Annotated in this window: 30 protein-coding genes; 23 read left to right on the top strand and 7 right to left on the bottom strand. The window is 66.6% G+C overall.

Annotated elements, in window-relative coordinates:
- Positions 1 to 133: 133 nt before the first annotated feature.
- Positions 134 to 1,483, top strand: coding sequence for an ammonium transporter (locus QRM96_RS11535; RefSeq protein ID WP_018761020.1), 1,350 nt, complete (start codon positions 134 to 136; stop codon positions 1,481 to 1,483).
- Between the two features lie 81 nt (positions 1,484 to 1,564).
- Here the strand turns inward: QRM96_RS11535 and QRM96_RS11530 are convergent, their stop codons facing one another.
- On the bottom strand, positions 1,565 to 2,191 hold the full coding sequence (locus QRM96_RS11530; RefSeq protein ID WP_285319779.1) for a PadR family transcriptional regulator: 627 nt from the start codon (positions 2,189 to 2,191) through the stop codon (positions 1,565 to 1,567).
- A gap of 179 nt (positions 2,192 to 2,370) precedes the next feature.
- On the opposite strand from QRM96_RS11530, the gene QRM96_RS11525 reads away from it, so the two are divergent.
- Complete coding sequence (locus QRM96_RS11525) at positions 2,371 to 4,542, top strand: transglycosylase domain-containing protein (protein WP_285319777.1); 2,172 nt, start codon at positions 2,371 to 2,373, stop codon at positions 4,540 to 4,542.
- A 65-nt stretch (positions 4,543 to 4,607) separates the two neighbouring features.
- On the opposite strand, the gene QRM96_RS11520 is transcribed toward QRM96_RS11525, so the two are convergent.
- The 4 genes from QRM96_RS11520 to QRM96_RS11505 form a co-directional block, all read right to left on the bottom strand.
- Positions 4,608 to 5,207 carry a DnaJ family domain-containing protein gene (locus tag QRM96_RS11520; RefSeq protein ID WP_285319828.1) on the bottom strand — a complete coding sequence of 200 codons (600 nt, stop codon included), beginning with the start codon at positions 5,205 to 5,207 and terminating at the stop codon, positions 4,608 to 4,610.
- Between the two features lie 121 nt (positions 5,208 to 5,328).
- A complete protein-coding gene (locus QRM96_RS11515) occupies positions 5,329 to 5,826 on the bottom strand; it encodes an SRPBCC family protein (RefSeq protein ID WP_018761016.1) in 498 nt (165 codons plus the stop codon).
- 12 nt (positions 5,827 to 5,838) lie between these two features.
- Positions 5,839 to 6,171 (bottom strand): ArsR/SmtB family transcription factor, encoded by a 333-nt coding sequence (locus QRM96_RS11510; protein ID WP_285319775.1) that lies wholly within the window; start codon positions 6,169 to 6,171, stop codon positions 5,839 to 5,841.
- Between the two features lie 82 nt (positions 6,172 to 6,253).
- Complete coding sequence (locus tag QRM96_RS11505) at positions 6,254 to 6,988, bottom strand: GAF and ANTAR domain-containing protein (RefSeq protein ID WP_133831962.1); 735 nt, start codon at positions 6,986 to 6,988, stop codon at positions 6,254 to 6,256.
- Between the two features lie 114 nt (positions 6,989 to 7,102).
- Between QRM96_RS11505 and QRM96_RS11500 the strand changes: the two genes are divergently transcribed.
- The 16 genes from QRM96_RS11500 (at position 7,103) to QRM96_RS11425 (ending at position 15,978) form a co-directional block, all read left to right on the top strand.
- Entirely contained in the window at positions 7,103 to 7,819 is a 717-nt protein-coding gene (locus QRM96_RS11500; RefSeq protein ID WP_285319773.1) for a GAF and ANTAR domain-containing protein, read from the top strand.
- A gap of 7 nt (positions 7,820 to 7,826) precedes the next feature.
- Positions 7,827 to 8,168: a hypothetical protein gene (locus tag QRM96_RS11495; protein WP_018761012.1), complete on the top strand. Its 342-nt coding sequence runs from the start codon at positions 7,827 to 7,829 to the stop codon at positions 8,166 to 8,168.
- A gap of 168 nt (positions 8,169 to 8,336) precedes the next feature.
- The gene (locus QRM96_RS11490; RefSeq protein ID WP_285319772.1) at positions 8,337 to 9,065 is read left to right on the top strand and encodes a GAF domain-containing protein; all 729 of its coding nucleotides are present in this window, start codon (positions 8,337 to 8,339) and stop codon (positions 9,063 to 9,065) included.
- A complete protein-coding gene (locus tag QRM96_RS11485) occupies positions 9,062 to 9,316 on the top strand; it encodes a hypothetical protein (protein ID WP_285319770.1) in 255 nt (84 codons plus the stop codon). The genes QRM96_RS11490 and QRM96_RS11485 overlap by 4 nt, the downstream gene beginning before the upstream one ends.
- A complete protein-coding gene (locus tag QRM96_RS11480; RefSeq protein ID WP_018761009.1) occupies positions 9,313 to 10,074 on the top strand; it encodes an ANTAR domain-containing protein in 762 nt (253 codons plus the stop codon). The genes QRM96_RS11485 and QRM96_RS11480 overlap by 4 nt, the downstream gene beginning before the upstream one ends.
- A 233-nt stretch (positions 10,075 to 10,307) precedes the next feature.
- On the top strand, positions 10,308 to 10,505 hold the full coding sequence (locus QRM96_RS11475; RefSeq protein ID WP_018761008.1) for a hypothetical protein: 198 nt from the start codon (positions 10,308 to 10,310) through the stop codon (positions 10,503 to 10,505).
- Positions 10,506 to 10,699: 194 nt separating this feature from the next.
- Positions 10,700 to 11,179 (top strand): Asp23/Gls24 family envelope stress response protein, encoded by a 480-nt coding sequence (locus QRM96_RS11470; protein WP_018761007.1) that lies wholly within the window; start codon positions 10,700 to 10,702, stop codon positions 11,177 to 11,179.
- Complete coding sequence (locus QRM96_RS11465) at positions 11,176 to 11,367, top strand: DUF2273 domain-containing protein (protein WP_018761006.1); 192 nt, start codon at positions 11,176 to 11,178, stop codon at positions 11,365 to 11,367. Before QRM96_RS11470 ends, QRM96_RS11465 begins: the two co-directional genes overlap by 4 nt.
- Positions 11,364 to 11,735 (top strand): hypothetical protein, encoded by a 372-nt coding sequence (locus QRM96_RS11460; protein WP_285319768.1) that lies wholly within the window; start codon positions 11,364 to 11,366, stop codon positions 11,733 to 11,735. The genes QRM96_RS11465 and QRM96_RS11460 overlap by 4 nt, the downstream gene beginning before the upstream one ends.
- The gene (locus QRM96_RS11455) at positions 11,732 to 12,313 is read left to right on the top strand and encodes an Asp23/Gls24 family envelope stress response protein (protein ID WP_109045710.1); all 582 of its coding nucleotides are present in this window, start codon (positions 11,732 to 11,734) and stop codon (positions 12,311 to 12,313) included. The genes QRM96_RS11460 and QRM96_RS11455 overlap by 4 nt, the downstream gene beginning before the upstream one ends.
- A gap of 17 nt (positions 12,314 to 12,330) precedes the next feature.
- On the top strand, positions 12,331 to 12,930 hold the full coding sequence (locus QRM96_RS11450) for a hypothetical protein (RefSeq protein ID WP_243835462.1): 600 nt from the start codon (positions 12,331 to 12,333) through the stop codon (positions 12,928 to 12,930).
- A gap of 34 nt (positions 12,931 to 12,964) precedes the next feature.
- The gene (locus QRM96_RS11445; protein WP_018761002.1) at positions 12,965 to 13,195 is read left to right on the top strand and encodes a CsbD family protein; all 231 of its coding nucleotides are present in this window, start codon (positions 12,965 to 12,967) and stop codon (positions 13,193 to 13,195) included.
- Positions 13,196 to 13,309: 114 nt separating this feature from the next.
- Positions 13,310 to 13,876, top strand: a complete 567-nt coding sequence (locus tag QRM96_RS11440) for an RNA polymerase sigma factor (RefSeq protein WP_018761001.1) — start codon at positions 13,310 to 13,312, stop codon at positions 13,874 to 13,876.
- Between the two features lie 2 nt (positions 13,877 to 13,878).
- Positions 13,879 to 14,454 carry an anti-sigma factor gene (locus tag QRM96_RS11435; protein WP_285319764.1) on the top strand — a complete coding sequence of 192 codons (576 nt, stop codon included), beginning with the start codon at positions 13,879 to 13,881 and terminating at the stop codon, positions 14,452 to 14,454.
- Positions 14,451 to 14,795, top strand: coding sequence for a hypothetical protein (locus QRM96_RS11430; protein WP_109045706.1), 345 nt, complete (start codon positions 14,451 to 14,453; stop codon positions 14,793 to 14,795). The genes QRM96_RS11435 and QRM96_RS11430 overlap by 4 nt, the downstream gene beginning before the upstream one ends.
- Positions 14,796 to 14,940: 145 nt before the next feature.
- Positions 14,941 to 15,978: a nitronate monooxygenase gene (locus tag QRM96_RS11425; protein ID WP_285319762.1), complete on the top strand. Its 1,038-nt coding sequence runs from the start codon at positions 14,941 to 14,943 to the stop codon at positions 15,976 to 15,978.
- 89 nt (positions 15,979 to 16,067) lie between these two features.
- On the opposite strand, the gene QRM96_RS11420 is transcribed toward QRM96_RS11425, so the two are convergent.
- Positions 16,068 to 17,108 carry an NAD(P)-dependent alcohol dehydrogenase gene (locus tag QRM96_RS11420; RefSeq protein ID WP_018760997.1) on the bottom strand — a complete coding sequence of 347 codons (1,041 nt, stop codon included), beginning with the start codon at positions 17,106 to 17,108 and terminating at the stop codon, positions 16,068 to 16,070.
- A 149-nt stretch (positions 17,109 to 17,257) separates the two neighbouring features.
- The gene (locus QRM96_RS11415) at positions 17,258 to 18,274 is read right to left on the bottom strand and encodes a zinc-dependent alcohol dehydrogenase family protein (protein WP_109045704.1); all 1,017 of its coding nucleotides are present in this window, start codon (positions 18,272 to 18,274) and stop codon (positions 17,258 to 17,260) included.
- A 140-nt stretch (positions 18,275 to 18,414) separates the two neighbouring features.
- Between QRM96_RS11415 and QRM96_RS11410 the strand changes: the two genes are divergently transcribed.
- From QRM96_RS11410 to QRM96_RS11390, 5 genes are all read left to right on the top strand, one after another.
- Positions 18,415 to 19,308 carry a helix-turn-helix transcriptional regulator gene (locus QRM96_RS11410; RefSeq protein WP_018760995.1) on the top strand — a complete coding sequence of 298 codons (894 nt, stop codon included), beginning with the start codon at positions 18,415 to 18,417 and terminating at the stop codon, positions 19,306 to 19,308.
- 62 nt (positions 19,309 to 19,370) lie between these two features.
- On the top strand, positions 19,371 to 20,018 hold the full coding sequence (locus QRM96_RS11405) for a hypothetical protein (protein WP_240617782.1): 648 nt from the start codon (positions 19,371 to 19,373) through the stop codon (positions 20,016 to 20,018).
- A gap of 318 nt (positions 20,019 to 20,336) precedes the next feature.
- Positions 20,337 to 21,452, top strand: coding sequence for an ABC transporter substrate-binding protein (locus tag QRM96_RS11400; RefSeq protein ID WP_018760992.1), 1,116 nt, complete (start codon positions 20,337 to 20,339; stop codon positions 21,450 to 21,452).
- Complete coding sequence (locus QRM96_RS11395) at positions 21,449 to 22,303, top strand: ABC transporter permease (RefSeq protein WP_285319760.1); 855 nt, start codon at positions 21,449 to 21,451, stop codon at positions 22,301 to 22,303. Before QRM96_RS11400 ends, QRM96_RS11395 begins: the two co-directional genes overlap by 4 nt.
- Entirely contained in the window at positions 22,279 to 23,049 is a 771-nt protein-coding gene (locus tag QRM96_RS11390; RefSeq protein WP_018760990.1) for an ABC transporter ATP-binding protein, read from the top strand. The genes QRM96_RS11395 and QRM96_RS11390 overlap by 25 nt, the downstream gene beginning before the upstream one ends.
- Positions 23,050 to 23,108: the final 59 nt, after the last annotated feature.

Raw genomic sequence — 23,108 nt, 5'->3', positions numbered from 1 at the left:
AGCGATTTGTGTAACGCGGCCGCAACTTTAAGCGGCACTGGCTGAAACACGCGGCACGAAAAATGGACCGCGGGGGAAATGCCACGGGGCCAACAAGGCCCGCACAACGTTCACGCTGCGAAGGGACCCACCAGTGGAAATCACTGCCCAACACGTCTGGCTGATGATTTCAGCCGCGATGGTACTGCTGATGACTCCTGGCCTTGGCCTCTTCTACGGCGGCATGACCCGCGCCAAGGCCGCCCTGAACATGATCATGATGAGCTTCATCTCTGCCGGCATCGTCGGCGTGGTCTGGGTCCTGTGGGGTTACTCCATGACCACCGGCGACGGTGTGCTGGGAGTTTTCGGCAATCCCTTCACCAGCTTCGGCCTGCAGAACCTCATTGGGTCCCCGGACCTGCTCAAGGCCGGGTACAGCGCCACTTTTGCCATCATCACCGTGGCTTTGATCAGCGGTGCCATCGCCGACCGCGCCAAATTCAGTGCCTGGGCCCTCTTCGTGCCCGTCTGGATCACGGTGATCTACTGCCCCCTCGCCTACATGATCTGGGGCGGCGGCCTGATGAGTGCAGGCGGCGCCGTCACGGCAATCTTCGGCCAGGTCATCGACTTCGCCGGCGGCGCGGTGGTGGAAATCAGCTCCGGCACGGCCGCCCTGGTGCTCGCCATCATCGTTGGCCAGCGGCACGGCTTCGCGAAGGACCCCAACCACCGACCGCACAACATCCCGTTCATCATGCTGGGCGCAGCAATCCTGTGGTTCGGCTGGTTTGGCTTCAATGGCGGCGCCGCAACCAGCGTGGAGCAGGCCGGGCTGATCTGGGTCAACACCCTGATAGCCCCCGCCGCGGCGATGCTGAGCTGGCTGGTGACCGAGAAGGTCCGCCACGGGCACCCGACCTCCTTGGGCGCCGCCTCCGGCGTGGTTGCCGGACTGGTCGCCATCACGCCGTCCTGCGCAAACATCAGCCCGCTCGCGGCCGTAGGACTGGGCCTGGTTGCCGGGGTTGCCTGCTGCGTGTTCGTGGACCTCAAGTACCGCTTCGGCCTCGATGATTCGCTGGACGTCGTGGGAGTCCACCTGGGCGCGGGGCTCATCGGCACCTTGGCGCTGGGATTCATTGCCCTGCCCGTAAACGGCCAAGGAGGCGGACTCTTCTACGGCGGCGGCATCCAGCAGCTGGTGGCCCAGGCGGCCGCCGTCGTCATTACCCTGCTGCTGTCCGGAATCGGGACGGCAATCATTGGCCTGGTCATCAACAAGACGGTGGGGTTCCGTGTCAGCCATGAAGCTGAGACCGCCGGCGTGGACCTGTCCGAGCATGCGGAAACGGCCTACGCCTTCGGAGAAATGGGCTCGGGCTTCAGCGCCCTGGGCCACATGCTGAACCACCACGCTGCCCACGCCGCCGCGGGACCGGCCAAAGCCGCTGCACCAGCCGAGGCCGGGGTGCCCGCCAAGGAAGACGCGTTCGCGTAGCTTCTCCGCCCGGGAACTCTGTTTCCGGGACCCGCGGCCGGGCGCTGCCCGGCGCCTGCCGGCCCGGACCGCCTGGAGCTGCTAGTCAGCAAGGATCTTGTAGAGGGCCCGGCGCGTTTCATCCATCTTTGCGACAGCTGCAGCGCGCTGTTCCCCGGTCACACCCGCGCGGAATTGATGGATGGCACCCATTAGCTTTCCAATGCTCTCGTGGAAGTCCCGGTCTGCACTGTCGGGCTCTGCATTCCAGGCGTTTTCCATCTCCTCTGCATGCTCTGCCACATAGGCCCTGCCCGCATCGGTGAGCGCGAACTCTGTTCCCCGGCCTTCGCTGAGCGCCTCGATCAGGCCTTCGTCCACGAGTTGCTGGAGGGTGGGGTAGATCGATCCGGGGCTGGGCCGCCACATGCCACCGGTCTTCGTGGCAATGGTCTTGATCAGTCCGTACCCGTTGGATGGCGCCTCGGCCAGGAGGGAGAGGATGGCCGCGCGGACGTCCCCCCGGCTGGCCCGCCGGCCGCCGCGGCCAAAACCGGGACCGAACCCGGGACCAAAGCCCGGGCCAAAACCGGGTCCAAAACCGGGTCCGAAGCCGGGCCCAAACCCCGGCCCACGGTGCCCGTGCGGCCCCTTGTGGGCCCTCCCCCGCTCGAAGCGGCCTTTGGCGAACTCCGGGCCGGGGTGCTTGTCGTCGAATATGCCTTTCATAGCGGCATCGTCCTTTCACTTCAGGTATCTCGCTGATTACTTCAGCGATAGTTAACGATATGTCGGTAACTATCGCTGGTCAAGACTTTTGACGTGACCAAATCCTGACCGTCAGGCCTCTGTTACGCCGGTGGCCGGCGGCGTATCCTGATCACACCCTGGAGCACGAGGGCTGAGGAATGGCGAAGAAGCGGAAGCGCAGGCATGGATTTGGCGCAGCCGTGGGACGGCTCGTGGGGTTCATTGCAGCCAGCATCCTGTGTGGCGTATTGGCTGCCAGCCTGGTGGTCCCGGCAGTGGCAGCCGCGGGCCTCGGCGTCAGCTCCTCCATTGGATTCTTTGACAACCTGCCTGCGGAACTGACGGTGCAGCCGCCGTCACAAGCCACCAGGGTCCTGAGCGCCGACGGCCAGCCGATCGCGACCCTCTATGCGGAGAACCGCGTTCGGGTGCCACTGGACCAGATGTCACCGTTCATCAAGGACGCCATTGTTTCGATCGAGGACAGCAGGTTCTACGAGCATGCCGGGGTGGATCCGCAGGGCATCCTCCGCGCACTGTTTTCCAACCTGACCAAAGGCGGCGAGCAAGGGGCGTCAACCATCACCCAGCAGTACGTCACGAATGTCCTCAATGAGTCCCAGCTTTCACAGGACAGGCCGGATGCGGTGGTCCTGAGCGGGCAGAAGAACCTGGGCGACAAGCTGCGGGAGATGAAGCTGGCCATCGCCCTCGAGAAGAAGTACACCAAGAACCAGATCCTCGAGGGCTACCTGAACATCGTCTTCTTCAGCAGCAACGCGTACGGGATTGAGGCGGCGGCCCGCTACTTCTTCAGCACCACGGCAAAGGACCTAACCCTGCCGCAGGCGGCCCTGCTGGCCGGGCTGGTGAACAGCCCCACGTTCTACAATCCGGCCATCCATCCGGACAACTCGGCAGTACGCCGGAACCAGGTCCTGTCCGAAATGCTGCGCCTGGGCAAGATCACCCGGGCCCAGCATGACGAGGCGGTGGCCGCTCCCATCGAATTGAAGATCACGCCCCCGGAACAGGGGTGCGCCAATGCCGCCATGGCGCCGTACTTCTGCGATTACATTTCCCACTTGATCCTGGACAATCCCGCGTTCGGGCAAAGCGAGGCCGAGCGGGAGCGGCGGTTGTACCGGGGCGGACTCACGATCGTGACCACCCTGGACAGCAGGCTCCAAGCTGCGGCCCAAGCACAGGTGGACGGGACGGCAGGCGCCAACCCGGACCGCTGGGCCGCATCCCTGGTGAGCATCCAGCCGGGCACCGGCAAGATCCTGGCGATGGCCCAGAACACGGTGTTCCTTCCACAACCGGGCAAGTTCGACACGAACCTGAATTTCAACGTGGACGCCAAGGACGCGCAGGGGAACGACCTCAACGGGGCAGGCGGGTTCCAGCCGGGATCGACCATGAAGCCGTTCACGTTTGCCGAGTGGCTGAACGAGGGGAAGGCCCTTACCGCGGTGGTGGACGCGTCACGCCGGGTCTATCCCCTCGACTTCCCGTGGAAGGACAGCTGCGGCAAAGTACTGGGCGCCTATGACACAGCGCAGAACAATCCCACGCTCGGCGCGGCGGACGACCTGCAGAACGCAGAGGACGGCTTCTACCGGCCAATGCCTGTCAATTTCGGCCTCTACAACTCGATCAACACCGCCACGTTCGCCTCGGCAGCACAGCTCGACTTCTGTGGCATCCAGAAGATGGTGGACTCGGTGGGCCTGCATAGCGGACTGGACAGCACCCCGGTCAACATGCACCAGCTGGGCAACTTGCTGGGCGGCACAGGAGTCGCACCCCTGACCCTTGCGAACGCTTTTGCCACCTTCGCCACCGAGGGCCGCTATTGCACGCCCATCGCCCTTGTGGAGGTCACTGATGGCGCAGGCGCGAAACTTCCCGTACCGGCCCCGGACTGCCGTGACGCCGTCAAGCCTGAGGTGGCCCGTGGCGTGAACTCGGTGCTGCAGGACGTTTTGAAGCGGGGATCAGGCGTGTGGATCAACCCGAAGGTGCAGGACAAGTTCCCCACCGCAGCCAAGACCGGAACGTCGAACAATAATGGCTCCACCTGGGTGGTGGGCTACACCACCGGCCTGGTCACCGCGTCCTTCTTTGGGGATGCCTTGGGAGGCCAGACGCGTGCCGGCCAGAACGTCACCATCAACGGCACGTTCTATCCCAGCCTGGACGGTTACATGATTGCCGGGCCGCAGTGGGCCAACTACATGCTCAAGGTGGCGGCCCTGTATCCCGCAGCACCGTTCGCTCCGCCGCCAGCATCGATGATTGGCCCAAATCCGACACCGAAGCCCTAATACCCGAGTCCCTGGTACCCGAAGCCCTGATACCAGCGCGGGATCGGCCTGCGCCGCAAATTGCGCTAGCCCCGGCCGGGCCCTTTCCACAGCCGCTGCCACCAGGAACGCACAGGCTCCGGCTCCGCGGGTACTTCCACAACGCGCGCTGCCCGGCGGTTCCGCCAGCGGTCCAGTTCCACTTCTACGTCCCGCGTCTTCGTGATGACCGGCGGACCGCCCTGCAATTGCCGGCGTGCATCGACAACCCGCTTGTTGAAGTCCTGCAGGAGGTCCTGCACCTGCTGCTCCGTGGACAGGGCGTCGAGAGTCGCATCAAGGTGGGCATCCTCAGCGCGGAGCAGGATGGCTGCCGGCCCCAGGCCGCTGATATTCTCCCGCTGGATCAGCCCCTTGACCCACCAGTCCGGATCATAGGAATCGCCAAGGCCGGGAATCGGTTTGCCGGCGTACTTGGGGTTGTCGAACTTGCCCTGCGCCATGGCATCGCGGACCAGGTATTCCGCGCGGGCGGCGTCGCTGACCTTCCGGCGCTTGTCGCGCTCCTGAGCGTCCAGGGCATCCAACGTGGCTTCTTCCTCGGCGCTGATGCCCGCACCGCGGTATGAACGCACTTCGGCCGCCCGCTCCAGCCGCCTCCGGAACCCCGCCGACCCGCCACTCATTGCCGCCACCGCCTCACCTCAGGTTGGTCCGCCTTCCAGTATTGCGGCGCCGGCCTGCGCGTTCAACGCCCACTTGGCGCCGCCGCAAGGTTCCTGCCGGTTGCCGGGTTCAGATGCAGGTTCAGATGTTGGCGGGCTCTGCGAGGATGCCGTCGATCTGGCCGGCGGCCAGCGTCATCCCTTCCTCCATCCCCATGGCAACCATCTTCTCCAGCTGCTCTTCGGACTCGAACGCGGAATGGATGGTCATGCGCGTCCGCTCCCCCAGCGGCTCGAGCGTGACCGTCGCATGGGTGACGCCCAGGTCGCCCGTGGGGTTTCCGTCGCTGTCCGCGAACCCGTCGTCGAACTGAAGCTCCCGGGGTGCCTCGATGGCCGTAAACTCCCACCAGCCATGGGCCTTCTCGCCCTCCGGGCCGGTCATGTAGTAGTTTGCGCGCCCGCCGGGGACGAAGTCGTGCCGGTGGAACGTAGCCGGCCAGGTGGGTGGTCCCCACCAACGCTCGAGCTGGCGGGGATCTTCCCAGAGCTGCCAGACGCGTTCGACGCCGGCGTCGAACTCGGCGACCAACGTGAGGGAGAGCGCCTCGGGGTTCTTGTCCATACTGATGACTGCCATGGCCGTGCCTTCCTAACCTTCAGCAAGAATGTCTGCCATCCTGGCGGCCCGCTGCCGCCAGATCTGTTCGTATTCGTCGAGCAGCCGCCGGGCTTCCTGGAGCCCTTCGTGGTTGCCCCGGACAACCTGCTCCCTTCCGCGTTTTTCCTTCGTGACCAGCGATGCGCGTTCCAGCACCGCCACATGCTTCTGGACAGCGGCGAAACTCATGGAATAGAAGGCCGCGAGCCCGGACACGGTGTACTCGCCCACCGTGACCCGGCGGACGATGTCACGCCGGGTGGGATCGGCGAACGCCTGGAAGAGGCGGTCACGTTCGGACTCACGGAACTGATCTACAACCATTTGGTTGTACGTTAGTCCGCCAGTATGGAGGTGTCAACGGGGCTCCTGAACAGCCTTGGACGCCGGAACGGCCGGCAAACAGTTACGCTTCGAAATGGGTCCTGACGCCATTCCCGGTCAACTGCTCGATGAGTTCGTTGGCGACATCCCGGAGTTTCCGGTTGCGGTTGCTGGAGACCCGGGCGAGGATATCCATCGCCTCCTGCTGTGAGCAGCGGTTCTGCGCCATGATCACCCCACAGGCAAGGTTGATGGCGGTCCTGCTCTCCAGGGCAGCCTCCAAGTTGTCAGCACGGTTCCGGGCGGTATCGATGCGCACCGACAAATGCAGTGTGTTCTGGGCGGCGGCCGCAAAGCCGAGTGCCTTTTCGAGGACGTCCGCTGTGAATACGCCGGGCCGCGAGGCGAAAAAATTCAATGCCGCGGCGGTCTCGCCCGTGATCTCCAAGGGAACACCGAGCGAGCTGTGGACGTTGGCCGCCAGGAGCGCCCGGTTGTATTCAGGCCATCGCGAATCGGACTCGACGTCGTCGATCAACACCAATGACATCTCACGCAACGCCTTCACGCAGGGACCATCACCCAACGCCTGTTCCAGCTGGTCCAGCTCCAGGGCACGTGCACTGCTGGCCGCAGCCGTGGTGGGCCGTCGCTTCATCTTCAGGGTGACGGCACACTCCACCACACCCCCGCCTGCCTCTGAAACGGCGGCGGCGGCAAGGCGTGACAACCCGGAAAGGAACTCGATGCCATTCTCTGAGCCCACCAGGATGCTCTGGAGGTCTTGGGCAGATTCAGGGTCGGATGAACTCAACATGTCCTCCAGCGAACCGCCACCCACCCATCCAGTCAAGCCCTCGCTGCCTAGGCGGGTTTCGGACGGTCCGGGCCGCGCGGAGCCCCGGTGCGGGTATGGATCTATGCTGGGACCATGGCGCAACTTCCCCTTGACGAGCTAACCGCAGTGATCGCTCGCATCCAGGGATTACTGCTAACGGAAGAAAAGGTCACAACCGCCATCCGTTTGCTGGCCCGGGCCGCCAAGGAATCAGTCCCCGGCACCATCGGGGCAGGCGTCTCACTCATCGACGGCCGGGGACGCCGTACCAGCAGTGGATACACCGACACGATCGTTTCCCAGGCGGACACGGTTCAGTATGAATATGGCGAAGGACCTTGCCTTACGGCGTGGGCGTCAGAGCGGCCCGTGCTGGTCACCGACCTCAACGTGGAACAGCGGTGGCCCCAGTGGCGCAACGGCATCGCCGGGCTGCCCATACTCGCAGTAGTCAGCGCGCCGCTGTTGGCGGGGAAGGAATCGCTGGGTGCCCTGAAGTTGTACGCCGCAGCCCCCGACACCTACGACCACAGGAGCGCTGCACTGCTCCAGCTCTTCGCAGCGCCGGCCGCCACGCTGATCTCCCATATTCAGGCCAATGAGGCTCCGCATCGGATGACGGCGGAACTCCAGGCGTCGCTGTATACCCGCGACCTGGTCAACCGTGCCACCGGGGTCGTCATGGAACGGATGGGTTTGCGGCAGGAAGACGCCGTGCGGTTCCTCATCAGGCAGGCCCGGGAGGAAAAAACATCGCTGCAGCAGGTCAGCGAACGCGTCGTGGCCGGGACGCCGGCCTCCGGAACCTAGGTTCGCCATGGGCTTCGACCCCAACGAACCGGAACAGCGACGCCAACTCAGAGCCGCGATGAAGGCTGCCGACATCTCGGTCCCCGACCTCTGGCTGAAGTACTTTGGCCTCTCCGGAGACGCCGGCGAGTACGAAGTGGAGGCCTACCTGCAAGGGCTTCTTTCCCTCCCACCGATCCAACGGGACCTGCTTGCCTTGGCGGCGAACGAGCTGATCGACGACCTTCCCCGGCCCCGGGCGCCCTACTCCGACGATTTCAACGGATCCCACCGCTCCGAAACGGAAGACAGCGGCGAAAAGGACGGCGGCGACCAGGACGGTGGCCACCGTGCAGGTTCCGACGGGTAGCGCGTGCCGGCGCCCGCGTACCAAATGCAGGTGCGGAGGCGTAGTGTCGGATATAGGAGATTTCCGGATAGCCAGCAGATCCAGGGGTTGCCACACGGGCCAGCCGCGCAGAGAGCGGGGGTCGCAAGCCGGGAGCAGCAACCCTGGCGTACTGAGGATCGAGGCCCGATGGCCAAGGAAAATATCATCTCCCCGTCAGACAGGCTGCAGGACCTGCTCCTGGACAGCCCCGGCTTCCCGGACTTCCTCCTTGGCCTGGCCACTATCTCCGCTGCGCAGCTGGGCGCGGACGGCCGCACCATGGAGTGCACCATCACGGTGGAGCGGAACGGCGGACTCGCCACCGTGGCCGCGAGCAGCCAGGAAGGGTACCGGCTCGACGAGACGCAGTATGGTTTCGACATTGGACCCTGCCTTACGGCCCTCCGGCAGCAAAGAACGGTACTGATTGGCGACCTGGCCAGTGATCTGCGCTGGAGCCGGTACTTGGACAGCATCGCTGAAGACAATGTCCGCTCCGTACTGGCGGTCCCCATCCACACAGACTCCTCCGCACGTGCAGCGCTGAACTCCTACGCTTACACCACACACGCCTTCAATCCGGCCGCCATTGCCTTCGTGGAGGACCACGCGGCCTCGATGTCCCGCATCCTCCGCCTGGCGCTGCGGGTGCATGCGCCGGAGGCCCCTGGAGACGATTTCCGATCTGCGCTCAAATCCCGCGCCGTTGTGGACGCGGCCGTCGCCCTGGTCATGCTCCAGACCCGCGGCGGCAGGAACAGCGCCCTCACGGTGCTGCAGGCCGCTGCCGCATCAAACAACAAGCGGATCCGGGAAATTGCTGCCGAGATCGTTGATGGGGGCTACATCCCGGGATCGCCGGATGGACGGCAATGATGAACGCGGACTGGATGGGTGGCCCGGACCAACTGAACGAGGCAGATGCGCACCGCCGGATTGCAGCGAAGCGGTTCCGGGCCTCCAAGGTGACGCTGGTTGAACTCTGGACGTACTACTACGGCATCGGCGGGGACGTTGACGAACTGGCTCTGGATGCCTACCTCAATGAAGCCCTGCACCTGCCCGCAGCACAGGTGGGACTCGTCACGCTGGCTATGAACGAATTCATTGGAGGCGACGGCGCATGACCGACAACGAAGGTTCCCTTCCCACCGGATTCAGGAGTGGATGGGATGCCGATTTGTCGCTGCAGGAACTCGTCCTTGAGAGCAGCGACATCAGGGCATTCATGACGGAATTGGCCGTCCTGGTGTCTTCCCGGCTGAGCGTCCCCGGCAACACCATCCACAGCGGCGTCACGGTTATCCGGCAAAAGAAACCCGAAGCCGTTGCCGCCAGTGACGCCGCCGCGAGCGCGTTGGATGAATTGCAGAACGGCTTTGGCGAAGGCCCCTGCCTGACAGCGCTGCGGGAGGAGCGCACCCTCCTGGTTCCCGACCTTGCCGCCGAAACCCGCTGGCAGGATTACGTCCGGACCGCCTTGCATCAAGGGGTCTCCTCCATCCTCGCCGTCCCGTTGGATCTCGGTGGAGATGGCGAGGCAGTGCTGAACCTCTATTCCGGCCGCACCAACGGCTTCTCGGTCGAGGACATCGCAACCGTGGAGACTTTCGCCGGGCACGCGGCAAACTCGCTGCGCCTGGTCTTGCGGATTGCCCGCTTGCGTGAAACCAGGAACGACCTCTCCGCGGCCATGCAGTCCCGGACAGTCATCGATATGGCGGTGGGGGCGGTCATGGCCCAAAACCGCTGCACCCGGGACACGGCGTTCGGCATCCTCACCCGCGCCTCGAATACCCGGAACATCAAGCTCCGGCAGGTGGCCGCCGCCGTCATTGCATCCATTTCCGGCGAGCAAACGATCCCGGCGCACTTCGACGAATAGACGCCGCGCCCCGCTTAAACGTGACGAGAAACACCCGCGCTAAAGCGCTTTTTGGTTTCGAGCGCCGTTCCGGCTTGGGCACTATGGATATGGAGGGCGGGCAAGCTCCCGCTCCGAAATCCTGGTGACGCAACGAGGCCCACCGGTGAGCGCAGGCCACCGATCCCCGAAGCGTGGACAGGCCACTCCAGCGGCCCGAAGGGGGCCGCACTGACGAAGGAAAGTACTGAACAATGACGTTTAACGCTGCCAAATCCGTGACGCTGAAGATCTGGGACCGGGCGTCTTTCCACGAGACCCTCGACTCCGCGGTAACGGACCTTTCCGCCCGGCACAACACCACCACCTGCCGCATCGCCGTCACGTGCAGCGGCCCCAACACCTTCACGCTGAGCGTTCGAGGCGACGAAGCGGCCCTGGCGGCCGTCTAAGCGGCGCCCCATGGGGAGTGGACGACGACGGGACCTCCCGTCGTGGTCCACTCCCCTTTTTCACGCCCCCAGTCAGGTGTGACAGGGGTCACGCAAAAAACTGCGTGACGTTTTCCGCCCTGGCCCCGTCCTTACTTGTGAAGGCGCACAACGCGCCCTTGGAACCCTTTCCAGAGCAAACAAGGAGTGACGCAATGACTACCCAGGCGCAGAACCCCGCAGCAGTCCAGCAGAAGAAGGCAGCCACCGCACCCGGCCATGAACTGTCCCCCGCCAATGGCGCGGACGGCCGCGGACGCACCACGGTGGCCGACGGCGTGGTGGCAAAAATCGCCGGCATCGCCATCCAGGAGATTGACGGCGTGTACGCGCTGGGCGGTGGGGCAGCCCGCGCCATTGGCACCCTCCGCGAGAAGGTGGGCCAGAAGGACCTCACCCAGGGTGTCAGCGTGGAGGTCGGCCAGACCCAGGTGGCCGTGGATGTCACCTTGGTGGTCGAATACCCGCACCCCCTGCAGCAGGTGGCGGACCGGGCCCGCGATGCCGTCTACACGGCAGTGGAAGACCTGGTGGGCATGGAAGTCACCGAGGTCAACATCACCATCACCGATATCCATGTCCCGTCCGAGGGCGATGACGCGGACGACGCCGAGCGCGAACCGAGGGTCGCATGACCCCCGTCGTCGCCGGCACGGCCGCAGGGGCCGTGCTGGCTGTGGCCGCCCTCGCCTTCGGTTTCTGGGGCTTCCTGCTGACGGCCATCTTCATGGCCATCGGCGCGGTCCTGGGCCGGGCGGCCGAGGGGCAACTGGACCTCGGCGCCGTGCTGGACGCCCTGCGCGGCCGGCGCTCGTCGTCGTGACCCGCCGGGGCCATACCCGGATCGCCCCGGCTGCCCTGCGGCACACCTTGGAAGCCGTGGCCGCCGGCGCGTACGGCGTGCCCCGGGATGACGTTTCCGCCGCCCTCCGGGACGATGCCGGAAAACTCGGGGTCGATCTCCAGATGCGGCTCCCTGTTCCCCCGCTCCTGGCCGCGGCCCCGGCGGGAAGGGAGCAACACTCCACATTCGAGCAGGCAAACATTGCCCGGCTGAGGATCGCCTTCGCCGGGCGGCGGATCACCGGGATGGACATTGGCCGGATCAACATCCAGCTCACCGCGGCCCCACGGGCGGCCAAAGCAGCCCGCACGGACCGGGCACGGAAACAGGACGGGAGGCAGCCATGAACCAGGGCCGCATGCAAAAGCGGATGCTCCGGAGGGAGACGCACTCATCGCGCACCGGACTGTCCTTGGCCACGGCCGTGCTGCTGCTCGCCGGCTTCGTGTGGCTGGGGGCCGAGTGCGTCCTCGCACTCCTGGGCCGCGGTCCGCTCGTGGCCGGCCCCGATGCCATGGCGAATGCCATAAGGGACCTGCCACAGGCGGTGCAACCGGCCGGGCTGACAGCAGCCGGTACCGCGGCGGCGGTACTTGGGGCAGTGCTTCTCGTGGCTGCGCTCAAGGGCGGCCGCCGGGGCCGGCGGACCATGCACAGCGAGCGCGTGGCGTTGGTGGTGGATGACGAAGCCATTGCCGCCGCCGTTTCACGCCAAGTGCGCCTGGCCGCCAACCTGGCGCCGGAGCAGGTGAGCACAACGGTAGGACGGCGCCGCGCGCACGTGTCGGTCCGGCCGACGTCGGGCCAGCCCCTTGACCGGGAAGCGCTCACCGAAGCGGCAGCCCGGGAAGTGGCTTCCTGCCGGCTGGCCAGGAACCTGGCAGCGGATGTGGCCATTGCCGCGGAAGGGGCAGTAGGACGATGAACAACACGAACAGGGCAATGAACAGGACCTTTCTGGCCCTTGCCGGAGTGATCCTGATCGGCGCTGGAATCCTGGTGGCGGCCGCCGGGCTGAGCGCGGACGTACGCACGGGCTGGACCGCCGTCGCCGGCAGCGCCTTGACGGCGTGGCAGGCCCTCCGGGACACCGCGCCGTCGCCGGAACCGCTGGGCAGCTGGTGGTCCTTGGCCGTGCCAGCGGTTCTGCTGCTGGCGGCGCTCACCACGATTCTCTGGCTGGCCCGCCAAGGCGGCGGCCGGACCAGGACGGCGGCGCGGGAAGACGACCCGGAACTGGGGGCTACCGCAGTGGAGGTCTCCTACCTGGCAGCCGCCGTGGAGGCGGCGCTGGAAGGCAACCGGTCCGTCGTCGGCAGTTCCCTGACCGCGTGGCGCCGGCGCGGCTCCAAAAACGCCGCGCGCACCTCCCTGCGCCTGACCCTCCAGGCACGCCGCGGCGCCTCGCCGCGGGAGGTGGCGGACGTGGCCGAGGAACTGGTCCGCAGCATTGATGCACTGCTGGGCCATCACACCGACGTCCTGGTCCGAATAGGAACTGGAACCAGGACCAAACTGGCCCGGGCACTGCGCGCGGGCTAGCACGAAACCGAACACGACAGAAAGGCACACCATCATGGGACTCGACGACAAGCTCAACAACGCGGCAACCAACCACCTCGGCGCCGCCAAGGAGGGTGCCGGCAAGCTGACCGGCAACGAGGAGCTGGAACGTGAAGGCCAGCGGGACCAGGCGCAGGCGAAACTCCAGGAAGCGGGCGAGAAGGTCAAGGACGCAGCCAAGGGCATCGGCAGCAACCTCAAGGACGCTGCCGCCAAGGTCAAAGAAGGTTTCCGCAAAGACTAGCCAATCCCGGCGGCAGGCCCGCGGCACCGCCACGGCGGTCCGCGGACCTGCCTGCCGCGCGTCAGGCGTTCGCGCCGATAGTGAAAGCAGGGTTCGGTGACAGGTTCACCCTTGATGCGGGACCAGTTGGATCTGGTCCCCGATGCCATTTTGGTGGGCAGGGCGGCCGACGGCGACACGGCGGCCTTTGAAGCCCTCGCCCGGCGCTACGGCCCACACATGCGGGCCTCCGCGCGCAGGCTGACAGGTTCCTACGCGGACGCCGACGACGCCGTGCAGGAAGCGCTGGTCCAAGCGTGGAAGCAACTGGACACCCTGCGCGACCCGGCGGCCGTCAAAGGGTGGCTGCTGCGGCTGACCGGCAGCCGGAGCATCGATTTGCTGCGCCGCCGCAGGAACCACACCAGCCTGGCCGGCGGGGAGGACGACGCGCCGCCGGACACTGTCTCGCCCGGAGCCGGGCCCGAGACGACAGCGGTGGCCGGCGCCGGCATCGAATCGCTGAAGGCGGCCCTGGCCACCCTGCCCGAAGAGCAGCGGCGCTGCTGGATCCTGAAAGAGATCAACGGACAGAGCTACGAAGAAATTGCGCAAACCCTGAACATCAGCCCAGCCAGTGTCCGGGGGCGGCTTGCCCGTGCCAGGACTGCCTTGGTCCGCGAAATGGAGGATTGGCGATGAGCATGCCCCACGACACATTCGAGTGCGGCCACACACTTGAGGAACTCAGCATCTACCTGGACACGGGTGAATTCGCCGACCCGCACCACCTGGAATCCTGCCCGGAATGCCGCAACGGGCTCGACTCCCTCCGCCGGCTTTCCGCCGCCGGCAACGAGCTCTTTGCCAGCGACGTTGCCGCGGCCGGCAGTGGCACGGACGAGTGGATGAAGGACATCCTGGCGAACCTGGCCTTGGAACTGCGGCCCGGCAGGACCATCCCGCTGCGGTCCGACGACCCCGCCGACACGCTGTCCGAAACGGAAGGGGCCGTGCTTGCGCTGGTCCGGTCCGTGGCTGACAGCCTGCCAGGGACAGTAGCCGGACGCGTAAAGCTCGACGGCGACGTCACCCTCCCCGGAGAGCCGGTGACGGTCCGCGTGGACCTCGCCGTGCTGTTCGGCCAGCACCTCATGGACAGTGCGGCATCGCTGCGGCAGGATCTGGCCGAGGCGTTGGCGAGGCACACGGAATTGACCATTGCGGCCATCGACATCACCATCACCGACGTCATCGACGCCCCCCGGGAGGAACAGTGACCACACCATTGAAGAACGTCGTCATGGCGGTCGACGGCGTCACGGAAGTTTTTCCCGCACGGAGCCTGTGGCAGCGCCTTCCGGCCCGGGCCGCGTCCGTACTGAACCCGCGGGCCGCGGAGCCGGAAAACGACGCCCTGGTGGACGTCCGTGACCAGGACGGCCGCACCGAGGTGACGGTGCGGGTAGGCGTCAGCGCGGAGGCCCGTACCCCGGATGTGGTCCGTGGTGTTGCCGCCGCGGTCCGGAAGCACTTTGCCCCGGCGGACGTTTCCGTGAAGGTCACGGTGGCGCGGATTGCGCCCGCAGGCCCGGTGACGGCAGGAAGCCACGACGCCTAGGGACGTTCCCCCGCACGCCCCGGCCCTGTCACGACGGGCCCATACCGGCGGGTCCTTACCGGCGGCTCCATCCCCGCCGCTTCGTGCCGGAGCAGGACCGGCGTAGCATTCGTCAGGTAGGCGCAGCCGGCCCGGGAGGCATGAGTTGAACAGCGAGCGGAAACCACGTCGGTTCAGTCCCAGGTCCCTGGAACTGCCCGTCATCCAGGCGCCCATGGCGGGCGGGCCGTCCACTCCGGAGCTGGCGGTTGCGGTCAGCGCCGGCGGCGGCCTGGGTTTCCTGGCCGCCGGGTATAAGACGGCGGACGCGATGCGCGCCGACATTGAAGCCGTCAGGGGACACACGGGCGCACCCTTCGGTGTCAACCTCTTTGTCCCCCAGCCCTCCGTCATCACTCCCGACGCCCTGCAGCGCTATGCCGCCTCGCTCGCCCCCGACGCCGAACGCTTCGGCGTCGAACTGGGGGATCCACGGCACGACGATGACGGCTGGGACAGGAAGCTCCAGGTCCTGCTGGACCTGGCACCGGCGGTGGTGTCCTTTACCTTCGATTTTCCCGGTGCAGACGTTGTGGATTCCCTGAAGGAACGCGGCGTGTACGTCATGGCCACGGTGACCGGCCGGGACGAGGCACTCCAGGCACTTACCCGGGGTGCGGATGCCCTCTGCGTCCAAGGGCCCGAGGCCGGCGGCCACCGCGGCACCTTCGACGCCGCCGGCGCCCCGCCGGACGTGCCCCTGCACGGGATCCTCGAGGAGCTGTTCGACCTCGACGTGCCCCTGGTCGCGGCCGGCGGGATCACCACTGCGGACGAAACGCGGGCCGCCCTCAGCATCGGTGCAGCAGCCGTCCAGGCCGGCACGGCTTTCCTCCGCGCCGACGAAGCCGGAACCAAACCGGCGCACCGGGCGGCACTGGCGTCCCCGGAGCATTTCACCACCACCGCCGTTACCCGTGCGTTTTCCGGCCGCAATGCCCGCGGGCTGTACAACGCGTTCATGCGCCGCCACGACGCCGATGCCCCCTACGGGTACCCGGAAATCCACCACCTCACCACTCCCCTGCGTGCCGCGGCTTCAGCCGCAGGGGATCCGGAAGGGCTGAACCTCTGGGCAGGCATCAACTACCGGACCACCACGGCGGGCCCGGCCGCGTCGATCCTGCGAAGCCTCGCGCCGTGAGGCCGGTCCGGCGTCGTCCTTCACCCACGGGTTAAGCACGACGGCGGGCCGGCCCCTTTCGGAGCCGGCCCGCCGCACGTGGTGGTGCTTTAGAGGGTGGCGGTATCGATCACGAACCGGTACCGGACATCCGAGGCGAGGACGCGCTCGTAGGCCTCGTTGATCTTCTCGGCCGGGATGACCTCGATCTCGGCGCCCAGGTGGTGCTCGGCGCAGAAGTTGAGCATCTCCTGGGTTTCACGGATCCCGCCGATCATGGAACCGGCGAAGGAGCGGCGCCCGCCGATCAGTGCGAAGGCGTTGACAGGAAGCGGCTCGGCCGGGGCACCGACGTTCACCAGCGCGCCGTCCAGCTTCAGGAGGCCCAGGTAGGAGCTGATGTCGATCGAGGCACTGACCGTGTTGATGATCAGGTCGAAGGATCCGGCGAGCTCGGAGAAGGTGTTCTCGTCGCTGGTCGCGTAGTAGTGGTCGGCGCCCAGCTTCAGGCCGTCTTCCTGCTTCTTCAGCGACTGCGACAGGACGGTCACTTCGGCGCCCATGGCGTGGGCGAGCTTGACGGCCATGTGGCCCAGCCCGCCGAGGCCGACGACGGCAACGTTCTTGCCGGGGCCGGCACCCCAGTGGCGCAGGGGCGAGTAGGTGGTGATGCCTGCGCACAGCAGCGGCGCGGCAACGTCGAGGTCGATGCCCTCAGGGATGGTCACCACGAAGTCCTCGGTGACCACGACGTGGGTGGAGTAGCCGCCCTGGGTGATGGTGCCATCGCGGTCAACGGCGCCGTAGGTGCCCACGTTGCCCTTGAGGCAGTACTGCTCCTCGCCCTTCTGGCAGTTGACGCACTCCTTGCAGGAGTTGACCATGCAGCCAACACCCACACGGTCGCCGACTGCATGCTTGGTGACGGCCGAGCCAACCTCGGTGACGATGCCGGCGATTTCGTGGCCGGGGACCAGCGGGTACTGCTGCGGGCCCCAGTCGCCGCGGACGGTGTGGATGTCCGAGTGGCAGATGCCGGCGAACTTGATTTCGATCATGACATCGTGCGGACCCACCTCGCGGCGTTCAATGGTGGTGGCCACCAGGTCCTCCGTTGCGGACGGGGATGCATAAGCCTTGACGGTAGTCATGGTTCTCCTCTGATCTGTTGGGGGATAACTCGATGCTACAAGGGCTTCCCTGGTGAAACCCTGTGTGTTGAGGCGGCCAGGGTGGCCCTGTTGTAACTGGTCTTGGGAGTCCTACCCTCGACGGCCTCCAGTCGGGGGCAGGACCGTGGTCACGGGCGCAGGAGCACCTTGATGGCCCGGCGTTCGTCCATGGCCTTGTACGCCTCCGCTGCCTGTTCCAGGGGAAGTTCAAGGTCAAACACCTTGCCGGGATTGATCTCGCCGCGGAGGATCAGGTCGATCAGCTCGGGCAGGTACTGCCTGACCGGGGCAGGGCCGCCGTGCAGGTGGACGTGCGAGTAGAAGAGGTCCCGGCCGGGCAGCGCCACATCATGGGAGACGCCCACGAACCCTACGTGGCCTCCGGCGCGGGTGGCGTGGATGGCCTGCAGCATCGATTCCTGGGTGCCCACGGCCTCCAGCACCGAATGCGCGCCAAGGCCGCCGGTGAGTTCCTTGATCTTTTTCACGCCTGCGTCACCACGTTCTTCGACAATGTCGGTGGCACCGAACTCGCGGGCCAGTGCCTGCCGGTCCGCATGCCTGGACATGGCGATGATCTTCCCGGCGCCCATCTGCTTGGCTGCCAGGATCCCCAAGAGCCCCACCGCGCCGTCGCCCACGACCGCTACAGTCTTGCCAGGGCCCACCTCGGCTGCCTTGGCGGCGAACCATCCGGTGCCCAGCACATCGGAGGCGGCAAGCAAGGATGGAATGTGTGCGTCGTCGGGCATTTCCGGGGTAGCCACCAAGGTGCCGTCCGCCAGCGGGACGCGCAGGTATTCGGCCTGGGCGCCGCCCACGCCCTGGCGGTGGACGCAGCCGCTTTGGTAGCCGGAACGGCAGATCTCACAGGTGTTGTCCGAGGCGAAGAAGGACCCCACGACGAATTGGCCCGGTTGGACGTTCTTCACGTCGGCGCCGATTTCTTCGACTATGCCCACGTACTCGTGGCCCATGGGCTGCGGCCGGGCCAGCTTGTCGGCGCCTCGGTAGGGCCACAAATCGGACCCGCACACGCAGGCGGCAACGAGCTTGATGACCGCGTCCGTGGGCCGCTGGACGGCTGGTTTGTCACGGTCCTCGACGCGGACGTCTCCGGGGGCGTGCATGATGGTTGCGCGCATGCTGGGTCCTCCAAATGCTGAACGGCTGAAAGCGGACAAGTACATCAAACCCGCAGCGCCGGCAGTTGGCGAGGGTCTTGCCGAAACTGGTTTTGGCAGACCCTCCTTACGGTTCGCGGAATCGTCGTAACGTGGTCCCTATGGATAACCGAGCCGAGGTACGGCAGTTCCTCTCCTCCCGCCGTGGACGCATCACCCCCGAGCAGGCAGGCATTGAACCGTACGGCGGCCGGCGCCGGGTCCCGGGGCTGCGGCGCGAGGAGGTAGCCCGGCTGGCGGGCGTCAGCGTGGACTACTACACGCGCCTGGAACGGGGCAACCTCAATGGCGTCTCGGACAGCGTCCTGGATGCCATTGCCGGCGCCCTGGAACTGGACCGGGCCGAACACGACCACCTCTATGACCTGGCACGGACAGCCAACACCTCGGGACGCAAGCGGGCTGCGGGCGCCGGCGGTTCCGCGTCCACGGCGGTGCGGCCGGAGCTGCAGTACCTCCTGGACACCATCACGGGGGCACCGGCCTTTATTGGCAACAACCGTTTGGACATCGTGGCTGCCAACACCCTGGGCTATGCGCTCTATTCGGACATGTACCGCACTCCGTCGCGGCCGGCCAACCACTCGCGGTTCATCTTCCTGGACCCCCGAGCCCACAACTTCTACACGGACTGGGAGCGGGCAGCGAACACCAACGTGGCCATCCTCCGCCGCGAGGCCGGCCGCAATCCGCATGACAAGGGGATCGCGGAACTCATCGGCGAACTGTCCATGCGCAGCGACGAATTCCGCAGCCTGTGGGCCGCGCACAACGTCCGGCGCCACTACGCGGGCACCAAGTTCTTCCAGCACCCGGTGGTGGGGCTCCTTGAGCTGAACTACCAGGTCCTCGGGCTGGAGGAGGACCCCGGACATACCCTCACCGTTTATCCGGCCACCCCCGGCAGCCCCTCCGAGGAAGCCCTCAAGCTCCTTGCGTCCTGGGCGGTCACCGAGAATATTGCCGGCTTGGCCCAGGGCCGCGTGCGGGCCTGACATCGGGCCTGACACCGGGTTACCGTTCCATCCTCAGTCAACAGAAAGCCGGTGACCTGTCCGTGCGTGACCTAAGAGCGGATCCGTTCGTCATTGAAGGGCTTGAACGGCTCAGCCGTGAGGCCTTTGGTCCCGCCGGGTTTGCCCGCGGGACTGAGGAAGTGGTGCAAGTGCTGGTCCACCGGGGCTCCAGTACCCTGGGCCACGGCTGTGCCCGTACCGGCGGCAAACTTCGTGACCTTGTGGATGGCAAGGAAGAGTTCTCCTACGAGGCGCTGATCGTATGGCTGGACGAATACCGCAGCCGGGCCTACGAACCGGGTATCGGAACCTGGACCTCGGCGGAGGTCCATGTTTACCCTGACCGCCCCGGAGTGGTGGAGCTCTTTGATGAGGAACTTCTCAAGAAGACGGACGACGGCCGGTGGCACCCCGGCGCGGAACCGGCTGGTGCGTCCATCTGGGCACGCCAACTCCTGGCCTACCCCCGGACGGCGGACTGCATCCCTGACTGGATGTGGGCCATCTTCACTGCGGAAGGGGTAGACCCGCCGCTCTACAATCCGGAGTTCGGGGCGGTCGACTGGAACAACAGGCGCCGGCCGGTGGAACGTTGGGGGACGGATCCCGGTGCACGGCCGGCCGTCATCGACCCTGCGCTGGAACCGGGGTTCTTCCAGGGCCTCGGCAGGAGGCTTTTCCGCGCCTGACGACGGGCCTTCGCGGACGTCCAGTCACATTAACGTCCGTTGCGGTTCATGGCGCCGGGTTGCCTGCTTTGTCTCCAGGATGGCGCCATAAGTAGCGCCATTTCGCCGCGTTGAGCGTCCGTTGCGTGGTGCTGGCCAAGATCCCACAGGCCGTGTTTAGGTGTTTCCACGGCACCGGCCAAGCCGTACGCACCACCTGAGGCATCAGCGCAAAACCACGCACCCAGCGCCGTTCAGGCGCCACCAACCTCCCACGCCCACCCGGGCACCCATCCCGGGTGCCGTCGTCGTACCCGGAATCTTCCCGAAAGGAACACCATGTCCTTCCCAGCATCCCCGCCCCGCCCCGGCCCCGCTCGGACGTTTACCCGCCGCCGCGCCCTGGGCGCCCTCCTGGCCCTGCCTGCCGCGGGGCTGCTCTCAGCCTGCGGCGGTGCCGCCACCGCGGGCGGCGAACGCATCAGCCAGTCATCCCTTGGACCGCTGGCCGCCTCCGTCCCGGCCGGGACCACCATCACGGTGGGAGATCCCAGCATCAAAGTGGCCTTGGAACTGTCCGGCCTGATCAAGGACCTGGACGGCTTTACGGTGGAATTCGCCAACATCTCCGGCGGCCCGCAGACCACCGAGGCCTTCCGCGCCAACGCCCTGGACGTCGGGTCAGTGGCGGACATTCCGCCCATCCACGCCACCTGGACCGGGCTGGACGTCCGCATCATCGCCGCCGGCTACCGGCAGGACGCGGTGAACCACCCCATCTACGAGCTCGGTGTGGCGCCGGGAGCCGGCATCCGCAAGCTCGAGGAGCTGCGCGGGAAGAAAGTGGCCTACTCCCCGGGCCAGGCACAGGGCGCCCTGGTGCTGCGCATCCTGGACAAAGCCGGCCTCAAGCAGGAAGACGTCAAGCTCGTGGAGCTCCCCAGCACCGGGGACGCCTACGCCACGGCGCTGGCCAGCAAGCAGGTGGACGCGGCTCCGCTGGGCGGCGTCCAGATCAAGCGCTACCTGGCCAAGTACAAGGCCGACGGCGCCAGCACCCTCCGCCACGGGCTGCGCGATGATCCCAGCCTCCTCTACTCCCCCGCCAAAGTCCTGGCCGATCCCGCCAAGGCTGCCGCCCTTGCCGGCTACGCGAAGGTCTGGGGCAAGGCGCAGCGCTGGATCGAGGACCACCCGGCCGAGTGGCTGGAGGGCTACTACGTCAAGGACCAGGGCCTGTCCCGTGAGGATGGCCAGTACCTGATCGACGCCACCGGCAAACGCGACCTGCCCACCACGTGGACCGACGCGATCGCCCGGCACCAGGAAACCATCGACCTGCTGGCGCGCGAGCAGAAGAAGCCGCAGTTGACGGCGGCAGATCTTTACGACACCCGCTTCGAGGCCATCGCCGGCACGGCGTTCGCCTCCGCCGCCAAGGCTGGCGCGGCATGAGCGCGGTCCTGGACCGTCCCGTCGTCGCACCGCACCAGGACCCGGCGCAGGCTGGCCGGCCGGACGTGCGGCCCACAGGCAGGAGGCTCGGGCCCGGACGACGACGGCGGCTCGCCTGGGTGGGCCCGTCCGCTTTGCTGCTGCTGTGGACAGCTGCTTCCGCCACCGGGGCGCTGGAACCGCGCATCCTCTCCGAACCCTGGACCGTCGTGGCCACCGCCGGTGAGCTCATCGCCGACGGCCGGCTCCAGGAGAACCTGGCGATCTCCGCCCAGCGCGCCGGCCTGGGACTGTTCTTCGGCATCCTGGTGGGAGCGGTGCTGGCCCTGCTGTCCGGGCTGAGCCGGATCGGTGAAGCACTCATCGACGGGCCGGTGCAGATCAAGCGCGCCATCCCCGGCCTGGCCCTGATCCCACTGCTCATCCTGTGGTTCGGCATCGACGAGACCATGAAGGTCCTCACCATCACCCTGGGCGTCTTTGTCCCCGTCTACCTGCAGACCCATGCCGGGCTGCGCGGCATCGACCTGCGGTTCGTCGAACTTGCCCAGACGGTGGGCCTGGGCCGGGCCGGCTTCATCCGCAAGGTGGTCCTCCCCGGAGCCCTGCCCGGTTTCTTCCTGGGCCTGCGCTTCGCGGTGACCGGCGCCTGGGTGTCCCTGGTGGTGGTGGAACAGATCAACGCCACCAGCGGGATCGGCTACATGATGGAGCTCGCCCGCACCTACGGCCAGACCAACATCATCATCCTGGGCCTTGCCGTCTACGGCATCCTTGGCCTCCTCTCCGACGGCATTGTCCGTTTCATCGAACGAAAGGCCCTCTCATGGCAGCGCACCCTGGCGGGCTGACCGCCCTCGCCCCCTCCCCCGCCGGCACTAAGTCCGGCGCCGCTGTTTCAGTCCGCGGGCTCATCCGCAGCTTCGGTACCAAGAGTGTCCTGGACGGTGTGGACCTGGACATCGCGCCCGGCGAGTTCGTGGCCCTGCTCGGACCCAGCGGCTGCGGCAAGAGCACGCTGCTGCGCGCCCTCGCCGGGCTGGACCACGACGTTCGCGGCAGCGGCGTGATCAGCGTCCCGGACCGCGTCTCCGTGGTCTTCCAGGACTCCCGGCTGCTGCCGTGGGACAGCGTGCTGGGCAATGTCACCCTGGGCGTCCGGGAGCACGACGCCGGGGCCCGGGCCCGCAAGGCCCTCGCGGAAGTGGGGCTCGCCGGACGTGAAAAAGCATGGCCGCACCAACTCTCCGGCGGCGAACAGCAGCGTGTGGCGCTGGCCCGTTCACTGGTCCGCGAACCCCAGCTGCTGCTGGCCGACGAGCCGTTCGGCGCCCTGGACGCGCTGACCCGGATCAGGATGCACGGACTGCTCCAGGACCTGGTGGCAGCACATCGTCCCGCCGTCCTGCTGGTCACGCACGACGTGGACGAGGCCATTGCGCTTGCTGACCGGATCGTGGTCCTGGACCAGGGCCGGATCGCCACGGTCCGGCCCGTGCCGGAACCCATCCGCACCTCCGCAGACGCCGCCGGACACGAGGCCCTCCGCCGCGATCTCCTGGCCGCACTCGGCGTCGAAGCAACGGCGGGCCACTGACCCCGGTGGCTGCGCCTGCCGAAACCCACGCCCCTTCCCTCCATCCAGCAAGGAAACAG

Origin of the sequence: Pseudarthrobacter sp. lyk4-40-TYG-27 (assembly GCF_030209295.1) — a bacterium.
Classification (GTDB): Bacteria; Actinomycetota; Actinomycetes; order Actinomycetales; family Micrococcaceae; genus Arthrobacter.
Note: the sequence above shows the minus strand (reverse complement) of the source record. Positions and strands in the feature narration are given on the sequence as shown.

Bases quoted from the DNA above. Each gene is read 5' to 3' on its own strand.
- QRM96_RS11530 (WP_285319779.1), bottom strand. From the start codon at position 2,191: ATGAAAGGCATATTCGACGACAAGCACCCCGGCCCGGAGTTCGCCAAA.
- QRM96_RS11525 (WP_285319777.1), top strand. From the start codon at position 2,371: ATGGCGAAGAAGCGGAAGCGCAGGCATGGATTTGGCGCAGCCGTGGGA.
- QRM96_RS11520 (WP_285319828.1), bottom strand. From the start codon at position 5,207: ATGAGTGGCGGGTCGGCGGGGTTCCGGAGGCGGCTGGAGCGGGCGGCC.
- QRM96_RS11515 (WP_018761016.1), bottom strand. From the start codon at position 5,826: ATGGCAGTCATCAGTATGGACAAGAACCCCGAGGCGCTCTCCCTCACG.
- QRM96_RS11510 (WP_285319775.1), bottom strand. From the start codon at position 6,171: ATGGTTGTAGATCAGTTCCGTGAGTCCGAACGTGACCGCCTCTTCCAG.
- QRM96_RS11505 (WP_133831962.1), bottom strand. From the start codon at position 6,988: ATGTTGAGTTCATCCGACCCTGAATCTGCCCAAGACCTCCAGAGCATC.
- QRM96_RS11500 (WP_285319773.1), top strand. From the start codon at position 7,103: ATGGCGCAACTTCCCCTTGACGAGCTAACCGCAGTGATCGCTCGCATC.
- QRM96_RS11495 (WP_018761012.1), top strand. From the start codon at position 7,827: ATGGGCTTCGACCCCAACGAACCGGAACAGCGACGCCAACTCAGAGCC.
- QRM96_RS11490 (WP_285319772.1), top strand. From the start codon at position 8,337: ATGGCCAAGGAAAATATCATCTCCCCGTCAGACAGGCTGCAGGACCTG.
- QRM96_RS11485 (WP_285319770.1), top strand. From the start codon at position 9,062: ATGATGAACGCGGACTGGATGGGTGGCCCGGACCAACTGAACGAGGCA.
- QRM96_RS11480 (WP_018761009.1), top strand. From the start codon at position 9,313: ATGACCGACAACGAAGGTTCCCTTCCCACCGGATTCAGGAGTGGATGG.
- QRM96_RS11475 (WP_018761008.1), top strand. From the start codon at position 10,308: ATGACGTTTAACGCTGCCAAATCCGTGACGCTGAAGATCTGGGACCGG.
- QRM96_RS11470 (WP_018761007.1), top strand. From the start codon at position 10,700: ATGACTACCCAGGCGCAGAACCCCGCAGCAGTCCAGCAGAAGAAGGCA.
- QRM96_RS11465 (WP_018761006.1), top strand. From the start codon at position 11,176: ATGACCCCCGTCGTCGCCGGCACGGCCGCAGGGGCCGTGCTGGCTGTG.
- QRM96_RS11455 (WP_109045710.1), top strand. From the start codon at position 11,732: ATGAACCAGGGCCGCATGCAAAAGCGGATGCTCCGGAGGGAGACGCAC.
- QRM96_RS11450 (WP_243835462.1), top strand. From the start codon at position 12,331: ATGAACAGGACCTTTCTGGCCCTTGCCGGAGTGATCCTGATCGGCGCT.
- QRM96_RS11445 (WP_018761002.1), top strand. From the start codon at position 12,965: ATGGGACTCGACGACAAGCTCAACAACGCGGCAACCAACCACCTCGGC.
- QRM96_RS11440 (WP_018761001.1), top strand. From the start codon at position 13,310: ATGCGGGACCAGTTGGATCTGGTCCCCGATGCCATTTTGGTGGGCAGG.
- QRM96_RS11435 (WP_285319764.1), top strand. From the start codon at position 13,879: ATGCCCCACGACACATTCGAGTGCGGCCACACACTTGAGGAACTCAGC.
- QRM96_RS11420 (WP_018760997.1), bottom strand. From the start codon at position 17,108: ATGACTACCGTCAAGGCTTATGCATCCCCGTCCGCAACGGAGGACCTG.
- QRM96_RS11415 (WP_109045704.1), bottom strand. From the start codon at position 18,274: ATGCGCGCAACCATCATGCACGCCCCCGGAGACGTCCGCGTCGAGGAC.
- QRM96_RS11410 (WP_018760995.1), top strand. From the start codon at position 18,415: ATGGATAACCGAGCCGAGGTACGGCAGTTCCTCTCCTCCCGCCGTGGA.
- QRM96_RS11400 (WP_018760992.1), top strand. From the start codon at position 20,337: ATGTCCTTCCCAGCATCCCCGCCCCGCCCCGGCCCCGCTCGGACGTTT.
- QRM96_RS11395 (WP_285319760.1), top strand. From the start codon at position 21,449: ATGAGCGCGGTCCTGGACCGTCCCGTCGTCGCACCGCACCAGGACCCG.
- QRM96_RS11390 (WP_018760990.1), top strand. From the start codon at position 22,279: ATGGCAGCGCACCCTGGCGGGCTGACCGCCCTCGCCCCCTCCCCCGCC.